Below are 10,770 nucleotides of genomic sequence, written 5' to 3' on the forward strand. Positions count from 1 at the left end.
GACGACGCGCCCGCTCACCGGGTGCTGGGGCGGCCGCCGGCGCACAGTGCGTGGTCGATCAGGGCGCTGGCCGCGTTCTCCTGCTCCAGTATGTGGTCTTTGGTGTCGCCGCGGGCCTCGGACATGGAGACCACAGCGCTTCGACGCCCGTCATCGGTGACGCCGTTGAGGGTGATGTAGCCGCCGTCCCCTCCCTCGTGGCTCCAGTAGGTTCCTCCACAGGTCAGGGGTCGTTCGACCAGGCCGAGTCCGTACCGGCCGTCGGGCCACAGCTCTTGGACCGCCGCGCTCACGGGGACGGTCTGCTTCATCTTGGCCAGCTGCCGTGCCGGGAGTAGGCGGCCGTCGAGCAGCGCGCGGAGGAAGCGGTTTTCGTCCCGTGTGGTCGTGACCCACGAAAGGTTCTCGTAGTCCACCGGTATCTGGTCGGTGACGTTCACCCGGGAACCGGGGCCGAAGAGCTGGTAGGCCTGGGCGTGAGGCCGGGGCAGGGTGGGCGAGGTGCCCATCCACCGGGTCTGGTGGAGGCCGAGCGGGCGCAGGATGCGGTTTGCGATCTCCTGGTGGGCGGGTTGACCGGTGGCCTTCTGGATGATCATGTGGAGCAGGACGTAGCCGGTGTTGGAGTACGCCCAGCCCTTGCCGGGCTTGAAGTCCTCCGGCTCGTGGGCCATGGCGAGGTCGACCAGTTGCTTGGGTTCGTAGACGTTATGGCGCTGCTGGTAGTACTCCTTCGGCGTGGTGTATCCCGGCAGGTTGTCGCGGATGCCGCTGGTGTGCTGGAGGAGTTGGCGGATGGTGATTCGAGTGCCGTCATTGCCGTTACCCTGCACCACTCCTGGCAGCCAGTAGTCGACCGTGTCGTCCAGGGACAGCTTGCTCTCGGCCTCCAGTTGGAGGACCACGGTGGCGACCAGCGTCTTGGACGTGCTGGCCATGCGGAAGTAGCCGCTGGAAGAGACCGGGCGACCGGTGGTCAGGTCGGCGGTGCCGCTGGTGGCGACCGCCTGCCGACCGTCAGGCCCAACGACGCGGGCCTGCACACCGCTGACACCGAGGGCGTGGATCGTTGCGGCATCCTGGCGTAACTGCTCCACGAGGGAGGGACCGGCAGGCTGGGCGACGGCCGTGCCCGCCTCTGCGGCGAGCAGCGTAGCGACACCGATTGCCATGGCGAGGTGCTTTCGCAGAGTCGAGGTCATGGCCGAACGCTAGTTTCGCCCCCATGGGGGCGCGATCCGGCGCACCCCAAGATCAGAACGGGGGATAACCCCCGGTGCGGGCCGTCACCAGTCTGACGCTGACCTGCCGGGCGCCGTGTGACGGTTCTTAACCCAACCGGCGCCGCCAGGGCACCCGGACGAGCCCCCACCAGGCCCGTTACGAACCATGGGATGAGAAACACGCACTGACTGGGACTGGGAGATGCCTCCCAACGTCATCGACATCCGGCACCACGAGGTCATCCAGGCCGCGATGGACGGCCGGTGCACAGAAGCCGCTGAGCTCGCCGCCATCGGCGAACGGCAGGACATCACCGCCCACGGGATCAACTCGGAGCAGGCGATCTCCTGGTTGTCGACCCGGGCCCTCGTGGCGGAACTGTGCGGAAGCCCTGACCAAGCCGCACAGCTGCGGGCTACCGTCGCCCGCATGGGCAAGGACGTTGAGTGGTTCCAAAAAACCGGCGATGACGCGTCACCGCAGTGGCATCGCGGTCCCCAGCCGCCCACACCGGCTCTCCACGACACACCATCCGAGGCTCCGCGTCGACGCACCTGGCCGTACGTCGCCGCCATCGCAGCCCTGGCCATCGCTGGCGCGTGCGTGTGGCAGAACGCCTCGCAGGCAGAACACAGCCAGGAACGCCAGGAGAAAGCCGCCGCGTTCAAGGGCAGGTCGGGAGCGGCACTCGCCATCGACGGTGTCAACGCAGAATTGGTGGCCCGCTGGAACAGGGACAGGGACCAAGTGATCCTGGTACTCAGTTCGTATTTCGACCGGGACGCAAAGTATCTCCGGATCGACGCGTCCGGGAAGAGCGCCATCAGCACTCCAGGGCCAGATCGGCTCCCTAAGGACCCTGAGATCGTTCTTCCGGTCAAGGATCCTCTCGCTGACGTGACGGTCCGGGTAGCGGTAGGCGGAAAAAGCTGGAAGGAAGGTGAGCGGGCCTCCTCCCGGACCGTTCGCCTGTCCCCGACCGGTATCGCATACGACGCGGAGACCGGTCAGAGGCTCCCTTCCGATCTTTGACGTACGTTCCTGACCACTGCTGGCCCGCACCCCTCGGGGTGTGGGCCAGCGCTTGTAAGCGGACCAAACCTCGCCTGTGAGCTGTGACTACAGCAACGGCCCTCCGGCGTCGTCTTCCGGTCGATCCGCCTGGTCCTCGCCCACCCGTCACAGGTTGGCGAGGACCGGACAGGCCGCCCGGCCGCCCCGCACCGCCCGACTCCACCACCACCCGCGAGCGAGAAGGAGACCTTGTTGTGGCGAAAGCCCCGACCGTCATAGGCGTGCTCACCGAGCCCCCGGCGCCCACCTGGTGGAAGACCAACCGGCACAGGTGCTTCCTCGCGGCCGGAGTGCTGCTCGGCTACCTGATCGGCACCCACACCGGCGGCGCCCCCACGCAGCAGCCGGACACCCCGCGCCCGGGCCACACTGCGCCTGCGACGCCTGGCCAGCACCGTACGACTCTCGGCATCGCCGCCTGACCCTGCCGCCCGCACCGCCCGCGCCCCGCTGACGAACCCACTGTCGGCGGGGCGCGGCGCTGTCCACCCAACCCGCTGGAGGAGATCGCTCGTGCTCATTCCTCGACCGCGCCGCCGGATCGGCCGGCCCCGTCCGCAGCGTCCCGGCCCCCGCTACCCGCAGCGCCCCGCTCGGCTGCCCGGCGCCTGGGGGCAGTGATGCCGCGCCCCAGGAAGAAGCGCCGCCGCGAGAAGAAGGAGCGGATACCGCGCGGAGCCAGTGGCCTTCCTGAATACGACCGCGGTGCTGTCCCCGAAGGCCTGGTCACCCGGCGCCAGTTGAGCGCCATGGGCCTCAGCCCGGGCGGCAACACCCGCTTGGGCCCGGCTGCGATCCTGCGCTGCAAGCGGTGCGCCTACCGGCCGCAATGGTCGTGCAACCACCCCACCCGCGGCTTCCTGCTCCGCGTCGACTTGGCCGTGCCCAAGCGGGTGCCGACGCTCGCTCAGGAATGGGCCCTGGATCGGGCCATGGCAGCTCGGCAGACATGCAAGAACTGCCGTCGCCGCTACTACCACTGCCTTTCGACCAAGCTCCGCATCTGTCTGGAGTGCCACGACGGCACACCCGCCGACCCCACCACCTACATCGCCACGCCGGACCACGCCCTGGCGGCTTGACCCATGGAAGGACACCCCCACATGACGGCACCGACCACGCCGCCCACCACGGACCAAACCACCCAGACCACAGACAAGAACTTGGATGCGGCCTGCGCTGCGGTCGCAGGCGAGATCGGCCGCACCGACGGCAAGGCATCCTTACTGCTGGCCTTCAACGGCGCCGTCCTCGCTGGCCTGACCACGCTCGCCGACCACGACCTGCCCGCCGCCACCAAGGCGGCCGGCGCCCTCGCGGTCGCCGCCCTCGGCACCGCCGCCGTGTTGCTGCTCCTGGTCGTCCGGCCGCGCCTCGGCGGCCACGACCGCGCATCCTTCCCCTACTGGGCACGCCTGGACGAAACCGAGATCCGCGCCAGCATGACCGGTGACACCCGCGCCGCCCGCATCCGCGTCCTGTCCGGCATCGCCGTCGCCAAGTTCCGCCAGCTGCGCCGCGCTGTCGACTGCACCCTCGTGGCACTGGCGTTCCTCGCCCTGGCCGCGATCAGCGCCCCGCTCTAACCGAGCCCGGGGCGGTCGCAGCATCGGCTAAGGCGCAGGACGACTGCCCCAGACACTGGCCGTCTCCGTCACAAGACGCCAGCACTTCCAGCATGCCTCGCTGCCCGGCCACGGCCGGGCGCAGGTGACCACACACAGCAAGAGGCGCACCCCATGTGCCGGCAAGCCCCGGGGTGCGCCTCCCTCATTCCGCCCTGACGGGCGAGAACGGATATTCCATCATGCCTGCAACCGCCGTCTTACGGCAGCCGTCGCGCACCCTCATCATCACCGCAGCCGCCGTGCCCCTCGCCCTGGCCGTCCTCGCCGACGACGTCCGAGTGCGCCGCCAGCTGCACGCCGCCCGCCGCGACCCGCTGTCCGGCCTGCCCGGCCGCGTCGACCTCCTCGCCTACGGCGACCGGCTGCTGCGCACCGGCCGCCGTGACCGCGTATACGTGATGCTGCTGGACGGCAACGGCTTCAAGGCCGTCAACGACACCTACGGCCACGCCACCGGCGACGCCGTCATACGCACCACCGGCCGCCGCCTCGCTGCCTGGACCTCGCGACGGCAGGCCCTGGCCGCCCGGCTCGGCGGCGATGAGTTTGCCGTCGTCGCCGTCCTGCCCGCCCGATCCGCGCTCGCCGACATCACCGCCCTGCGCGAGCAGCTGCACCAGCCCTTCACCCACGACGGCCGCACCCTGCAGATGACCGTGTCCCTGGGCATCGCCCGCGCCACCGACATGCCCGGCGAGGACACCGACCGCATCCTGCGCGGCGCCGACGCGGCCATGTACAAGGTGAAGACCGGCGAGGCGGAGTTCCCCTACCTGGCCACCCTCGCTGACGCCTACGCCGACACCGTCAACGGCCGCCGCACTGGCCGTTCCGGCACCCACCTCCCCGCCGCATGAGCGTCCGGACCGCACGACGGCCCAGGACACCCGCACCCCGGCGGTCCGCCGACTGGGAGCCCGGCCCCGTCCCGGAGCCGGGCAGCCTGCTCGACTGGCGCGACGGCCGGCGCTACAGCTGGGACGCCCCCTGCACCCTGTGCGGAGCGCCCACCCCGCTGCGCTCCCACGCAGGCGAGCCCGTGCACAAGACCTGCGCCGAAGAATGGATCGCCTCCCACCCAACTGAGTACCGACTGGGCCGGTTCGCCTCCGACCCGCGCTCCAAGCGACGGGACGACAACGACCACACCTGACACTGCCTGCTGAGTGACCGCCGCATCCCCTGCGAAGAGCAACCGCAACCCCGACCAGGGGGCACCCGCCACCTGGGCAGCCTGACTCACCGCACGACCGCGCACGGCAAGAGGCCCGTACTCCCCGCGAACCAGCGCCGCAGGGGAGTACGGGCCTTTTGCGTTTTGCAGGAACTGCGGTTCTGCCGCCCCTGGCGTATTGTCCGCGGACAACACGCGGGGCTTCGGCTATGCGTGGACGCTGAGGGCTTCCACGAGCGCGGCCAGATCGCTGGTGTTGTCCGCGGACAACACGAAGACCGGTGAGCCTCCCGCCAGCAGCACAATCCCGCACCAGGCGGTGGACCGCTGCGAACTGACCGGGCTGATCGACCTTGCCACCCGGACGCTGGCCGCCGTGGTGCTGCGGCCGTCGACGAAGGCGGTCGATGCCGCGCTGCTGCTGGCACGCGCCATGACACCGGAGCCAGTGCGGCCCGGCTGGTCCGACGCTCTGCGCATGTCGCGCTCCGTGCTGCCCTATGCCTCCTTGCTGTCGCTGGACGAGCGGCTGGACAAGGCCGCCGCGGTCCCGGTGATCGTTCCGGAGACGGTGGTCAGCGACCACGGCAAGGCGTTCATCTCCGACAACTTCCGCAACGCCTGCCGCCACTTGGGGATCTCGTTCCAGCCCGCGCACCCGGACACCCCGACCGACAGGCCGCACATCGAGCGGACGTTGGGCTCGGTGTCGACGATGTTCGCCCAGTACGTGGCCGGCTACACGGGACGCAGTGCCGAGATGCGGGGAAAGAACCCGGCCGCGCAGGCGGCCTGGTCCATCCACGAACTGCAGGAACTTCTCCAGGAGTGGATCGTCGTCTGGCAGTCCAGGCCGCACGACGGGCTGCGCGATCCCTTGATGCCGGACCGTCCGCTGAGCCCGAACGAGAAGTACGCCGCGCTGGTCTCAGCAGCCGGATACGTCCCCGTCGCGCTCAGTCCGGAGGAGTACATCCAGCTCATGCCCCGTGAATGGCGGGTCATCGGCCGCAGCGGGATTCGGATCAACAACCGGACTTACGACGCTCCCGGACTGGCTCCTTTCCGGCGTCAGCCCTCGGGGGCGGGCCCGGACGGCAAACTCTGGGAGGTCCACTACGACCCCTACGACATTTCCTGTGTCTGGGTACGCAACCACCACGGCACAGGCTGGATCACCGCGACCTGGCGCCACCTGCGCACGTCTCCCGTCCCGATGGGCGAGCTGGTCTTCGACCGGGCCCACCAGATCCTGACCGAACGCAGGCAGCGTAAGCCCGACGAGGAAGCCGTCGCACAGGTGGCGGCAGAGCTGCTGGACCGGGCCTCGGGCGGGCCCGATCACGAGCCTGACCGCCAGCTGGAGACGAAGGACCGGTCAACCCGGCTACGCGACCGCAAGGTCGCCGCCCGCACCCGGGCCACCAGCGAGCCTGCCTGGCCACGGCCGGCGCCCGCGCCGGAGCCGGACCCGGCGGATGACGAGGACGCCGGCGAACTCGGCGAACTCGCCGATGTCGTCCCGCTGGAGATCTTCGACGCACGCAAGGAGGCGGAGAAGTGGTGGTGAACGCTGCGGAGCCGGGCGGGGATGAGGCCGGTCTGCCCGATGACCGGACCGATCCCTCCACCCGGCTGGAGGGCTGGCGGCGGTTCGTGGAGGCTGATCCAGCGGTCTTCGAACTGCTCCCCGATCAGCGGTGGCAGGCCCTGTCCCCGCAACTGCGGGAGACCTACGACGAGGCCCGCATCGCCTACCACTCCGAACTCCAGGTCGTGCGCACGTCCACGGTCAAGGAGATCGCCCATCAGGGACGGCTGCTGACCCTGCTCAACCAGCGTGAGCACGGCGCCCGCCGCGGGATGATCGTCTCCGGTCAGTGGACGACCGGGAAGACCACCGCGCTCAAGCAACTCGGCCGCACCCACGAACTCCGTATCCGGCAGCGCTACCCGGGCAGCGACCGCATTCCGGTGGTCTACATCACCGCCCCGCCCAAAGGCTCCCCGCGCAAACTCGCCCTGGAGTTCGCCCGGTTCTTCGGCCTGCCCGTGATCAACCCGCGGCACAACACCATCGACGTCACCAGCGCCGTCTGCCAGGTGCTGATCGAGGCCCGCACCGACCTGGTCCTGGTCGACGAGATCCACCTGCTCAATCACGCGACCACCGCCGGCGAGGATCTCTCCGACCATCTGAAGTACTTCACCGAACACCTGCCCGCGACGTTCGTCTATGCCGGGATCAACGTCGAGAATTCCGGCCTGTTCACCGGAGTCCGCGGCAAGCAGCTCGGGGGCCGGTGCATCCTCGTCCGCACCGGCGCCTTCCCGCCCAACGCCGAGTGGCAGGCGCTGGTCGCCTCCCTGGAAACGACCCTCCGCCTGCACCGGCACCAGAACGGTGCCCTGGTCAAGCTCGCGAAATACCTCCACCAGCGCACCGGCGGCATGATCGGAAGCCTGTCCCACCTGATCCGGGCCGCAGCCGTCTCCGCCATCCTTGACGGCAGCGAACGCATCACCAAAACCAGCCTGCGCGACATCCGGATCGACCACAACAGCGAATCCGACTCCCCGCCCGAACCGCGCAGGGCAGCCGGATGAGTGCACGGTTCGAACCCATCGTCTTCCGACCGCTGCCGCGTCCACTGAAACCCTTCCCGCAGGAGACCGAGGCATCATTCCTGGACCGGCTCGCGGCGGCGAACGCGATGCCCGTCCGGCGCCTTCAGCAGCCCTCCCTCTGGCTGACCTCCCGCCCGGACCCGACCGACCAGCTCAGCATCCTCAGCGGACAGCCCCGAACCAGCATCCAGCACGCGATCCCCCGCTGGGAGAAACAGGCGTGGAACCTCCCGCAGGGCCCTTTCGCCGCGACCATCCGGTGGGCCTGCCGCCGCTGCGTCGCCCGCAGGACCGGCAACCCGGACCAGGGCGTCATGGTCTGGATGTCGAAACACCACGACCAGGTCTGCGTCCCCCACCGCCTCTGGATCGGCCGGGCCGTCGAGTCCCCCGCCACCCAGTTCGACCTCGCCGACCTCCCCGAGATCGTCGCCGCCCAACAGCGCCACTACCGGCTCCTTCGCCGCCACGGCCCGCACGTGCTCAACCCGTGCTATGCGCAGTGCTCACTGTTCTGGCACGTCCTCATGCAGCACGGCTACCGGATCAGCGACCGCTCCCGCCGCCTCGTCCGGCTCCAACCCCGCCCTGCCCGCAGCGTCCGGCCCTGGGATCCCAAACGCTATGCCGCGGTCTATCCGGAGATCGTCACGACCATGGCCCTCTACGCCTCTCCGCACTGGCGCCGTCTGGCCATGTCCACCGACGAGGAAAACTTCTGGGCCTTCCACGCGGAGTTCACACGGCGGCTCCCCAACGAGAGCCCTCTGCGCACAACGGCCAAGCCCTGGTTCATCCAGCAGCTCCGCACCATCGCGCACACCATCCAGGACGCGGCCGGACACCCTGCCGGAGGCAACACGACCAACGGTTCTGAGCCTGTTACCTCCGGCTGAGTGAGACACACGCCCGAAGACCGTCCCACTCAGCCTGGAACACAGCAGTGCACATGCGGTCTCAGCCGAAGGCGGCACCGTTGTCCGATGCCCATTGCTGGAACGATCTGGGCACGGACCCGGTGACCCGGGAAACGGTGTCGCGCACCCTCACCAATTCGTCATTGACGTCCCCACCCATCAAATCGAGGACAGCACCCGCAGTCTCGTCTCCCATGAAGGAAGCCATCTGCCGATGGGCTTCCTCCCGGCTGATCTCAATGAAGGCCACCTCTCGCCCCAACACCGCAGCGATGGCTGCCACTTGCTGTCGGACCGTGACGCATTCCGGCCCAGTCAGCGCATACGTCCGTCCCCGGTGCCCCGGCTCGGTCAGCGCCACGCGGGCCACCGCCGCGATGTCCGCGGGGTGGATCGCGGGAAGGCCGATGTCTGCATACGGCGCTCGGACCACGCCCTGATCACGAATCGACTGCGCCCACCACAGGGTGTTCGAGGCGAACTGCGTCGGACGCAGGATCGTCCAGGCCATGCCGCTGTCCTTGAGTAACCGCTCAACAGCCAGATTCTCGCCGGCGCCAGGCAGATGCGGATGAGTCTGCACCGTGATCGACGACACGAGCACCACATGCTCGACACCTGCCTGCCGGGCAGCCGCGATGACATCGTCTTCCGCACCCATGCCCACCAACAGGAACAGCGAGCGCACACCCTCCAACGCAGCCTCCAAAGACTCCGCCTGCGCGAGATCGCCCTCAACGGCTTCGACCCCCTCAGGGAACGAGACCCGTCCCACGGCACGAGTAAGACCTCGCACAGGTGCAGCACCGGACAGGCGCAACTCCCTCAGCAAAGCACTCCCGATATTCCCGGTCGCGCCGGTCACGAGGATCATCGTCATCTCTCCCTGTCGTCAGCCGTTGATCACGTCCACGGCACGCTAAGACCTCAACTATGCTTGAGGTCAAGGAGTCAGCCCCACTGCCTCGGGTTGACTGAGACGACTTCGGCACCGGCGTCTCAGTCAACCCGAGCCACCGCAGGCCACCACCTCGCGATGGCTCGGGTCGACTGAGACAGGACACATCCGCCCCGGACGGTTGCACCTCCTCTTCTCCCAGTACTGATGTACCTGGAGAAGCGTCCCGGGCCCGCAAGGCTGCGGCGACGAAGCTGCGCCTGGCCACACCCCGCCAGCTCAAGGCGCTGCTGCTGCCCCACCATCAGGCCGCCGACCACGTCCGGCGCGCGCTGCGCAACCTGCTCGCCGAATCCCCGGCTCTGGTCGGCCCGACCCACCGCACTCAGCAGAGCTGCTGGTACTGCACCCCGGCGGGCCTCGCCGAAGCTGCCGCCTCCGGTGAGCTCGCGCCGACGGCGGGCCGGACTACCGGAAAGCGCCAGCAAGACGGGACTTCGGGAGCACGGCCTCGCCCTGGCCGGCACCGTCATCGCCTCCACCAAGCGGAGATGGCCGACCACGCCGACTGGCAGGTGGAAGTCGCCCACCTCACTCCGGCCGGCTCCCTGGTGCCCGAGAAGGGCACGGCAAAGAACGCTGCACTGGTCAAAAGCTTCCGGGGAGAACCGCATGACCGTGATGAAGGAGGCACTGGTACCGGCGCTGGAATGGCCGTAGTCACCGCCGACCCGATCAGAAGCACTCATGACGGCGATTCCTCAACGTGACGGCTCGCAGGCGACGTCCTGCTCAGGGGCCGCTCGTGCCTGATGGTCAGCGTCCGGTTGATCTCAGCGGCCAGGTCGGCGGTGACGGGGCGAGTTCTCTCGCCGTGCGGGCCGGCGGCCCAGGCGATGGCCACCGGGGTTTGGGCGATGATCAAGTCGCCGAAGCGGACATCGAGTCGCCCGCGTGACATCCACTGCGCGTGCGCCGGGCACGGAGGTCGGGCAGCCGCAGGAACGACGAACCCGAGCGGCGCGGAGCTACACGAACCCACCTGCTGAAGAAGCCAGCCAGCCACGCCAGGGGCTGCCACGGGTGGTCACGGCCAGGACGGCTCGTTGCGGGGCACGACGACTACTTCGGGCATGACGCTGGTGGGGCGTAGGGACAGGGCGCACAGCACCGCATCGGCGACGACGTCGGGGTGTTGCAGCTTGGAGGTGTCCGCGTCGGGGAAGC

The 10,770-nt window shown here is 69.0% G+C and carries 12 protein-coding genes; 10 read left to right on the plus strand and 2 right to left on the minus strand.

Annotation, left to right across the window (positions count from 1 at the left end; genetic code table 11):
- Nucleotides 1-14 precede the first annotated feature (14 nt).
- Nucleotides 15-1,202 (minus strand): serine hydrolase domain-containing protein, encoded by a 1,188-nt coding sequence (locus tag ACYVMZ_RS37510; RefSeq protein WP_461087481.1) that lies wholly within the window; start codon nucleotides 1,200-1,202, stop codon nucleotides 15-17.
- A gap of 223 nt (nucleotides 1,203-1,425) precedes the next feature.
- On the opposite strand from ACYVMZ_RS37510, the gene ACYVMZ_RS37515 reads away from it, so the two are divergent.
- The 9 genes from ACYVMZ_RS37515 (at nucleotide 1,426) to ACYVMZ_RS37555 (ending at nucleotide 8,624) form a co-directional block, all read left to right on the plus strand.
- Entirely contained in the window at nucleotides 1,426-2,256 is an 831-nt protein-coding gene (locus ACYVMZ_RS37515; protein WP_461087483.1) for a hypothetical protein, read from the plus strand.
- 236 nt (nucleotides 2,257-2,492) lie between these two features.
- Complete coding sequence (locus ACYVMZ_RS37520) at nucleotides 2,493-2,720, plus strand: hypothetical protein (RefSeq protein WP_461087485.1); 228 nt, start codon at nucleotides 2,493-2,495, stop codon at nucleotides 2,718-2,720.
- 198 nt (nucleotides 2,721-2,918) lie between these two features.
- Nucleotides 2,919-3,380, plus strand: a complete 462-nt coding sequence (locus ACYVMZ_RS37525) for an RRQRL motif-containing zinc-binding protein (RefSeq protein WP_461087487.1) — start codon at nucleotides 2,919-2,921, stop codon at nucleotides 3,378-3,380.
- 21 nt (nucleotides 3,381-3,401) lie between these two features.
- Nucleotides 3,402-3,884 (plus strand): Pycsar system effector family protein, encoded by a 483-nt coding sequence (locus ACYVMZ_RS37530; RefSeq protein ID WP_461087489.1) that lies wholly within the window; start codon nucleotides 3,402-3,404, stop codon nucleotides 3,882-3,884.
- A gap of 221 nt (nucleotides 3,885-4,105) precedes the next feature.
- Nucleotides 4,106-4,783: a GGDEF domain-containing protein gene (locus tag ACYVMZ_RS37535; RefSeq protein WP_461087491.1), complete on the plus strand. Its 678-nt coding sequence runs from the start codon at nucleotides 4,106-4,108 to the stop codon at nucleotides 4,781-4,783.
- Nucleotides 4,780-5,079 carry a hypothetical protein gene (locus tag ACYVMZ_RS37540; protein WP_461087493.1) on the plus strand — a complete coding sequence of 100 codons (300 nt, stop codon included), beginning with the start codon at nucleotides 4,780-4,782 and terminating at the stop codon, nucleotides 5,077-5,079. Before ACYVMZ_RS37535 ends, ACYVMZ_RS37540 begins: the two co-directional genes overlap by 4 nt.
- A gap of 340 nt (nucleotides 5,080-5,419) precedes the next feature.
- Nucleotides 5,420-6,670, plus strand: a complete 1,251-nt coding sequence (locus ACYVMZ_RS37545) for a transposase (protein WP_461087495.1) — start codon at nucleotides 5,420-5,422, stop codon at nucleotides 6,668-6,670.
- On the plus strand, nucleotides 6,661-7,707 hold the full coding sequence (locus ACYVMZ_RS37550) for a TniB family NTP-binding protein (protein WP_461087498.1): 1,047 nt from the start codon (nucleotides 6,661-6,663) through the stop codon (nucleotides 7,705-7,707). The genes ACYVMZ_RS37545 and ACYVMZ_RS37550 overlap by 10 nt, the downstream gene beginning before the upstream one ends.
- The gene (locus tag ACYVMZ_RS37555; protein ID WP_461087500.1) at nucleotides 7,704-8,624 is read left to right on the plus strand and encodes a hypothetical protein; all 921 of its coding nucleotides are present in this window, start codon (nucleotides 7,704-7,706) and stop codon (nucleotides 8,622-8,624) included. Before ACYVMZ_RS37550 ends, ACYVMZ_RS37555 begins: the two co-directional genes overlap by 4 nt.
- A gap of 61 nt (nucleotides 8,625-8,685) precedes the next feature.
- On the opposite strand, the gene ACYVMZ_RS37560 is transcribed toward ACYVMZ_RS37555, so the two are convergent.
- Nucleotides 8,686-9,519 carry an NAD(P)H-binding protein gene (locus ACYVMZ_RS37560; protein ID WP_461087506.1) on the minus strand — a complete coding sequence of 278 codons (834 nt, stop codon included), beginning with the start codon at nucleotides 9,517-9,519 and terminating at the stop codon, nucleotides 8,686-8,688.
- Nucleotides 9,520-10,094: 575 nt separating this feature from the next.
- Here ACYVMZ_RS37560 and ACYVMZ_RS37565 point away from each other — a divergent pair.
- Nucleotides 10,095-10,313, plus strand: coding sequence for a hypothetical protein (locus tag ACYVMZ_RS37565; RefSeq protein WP_461087502.1), 219 nt, complete (start codon nucleotides 10,095-10,097; stop codon nucleotides 10,311-10,313).
- Nucleotides 10,314-10,770: the final 457 nt, after the last annotated feature.

Source organism: Streptomyces deserti (genome assembly GCF_054782695.1).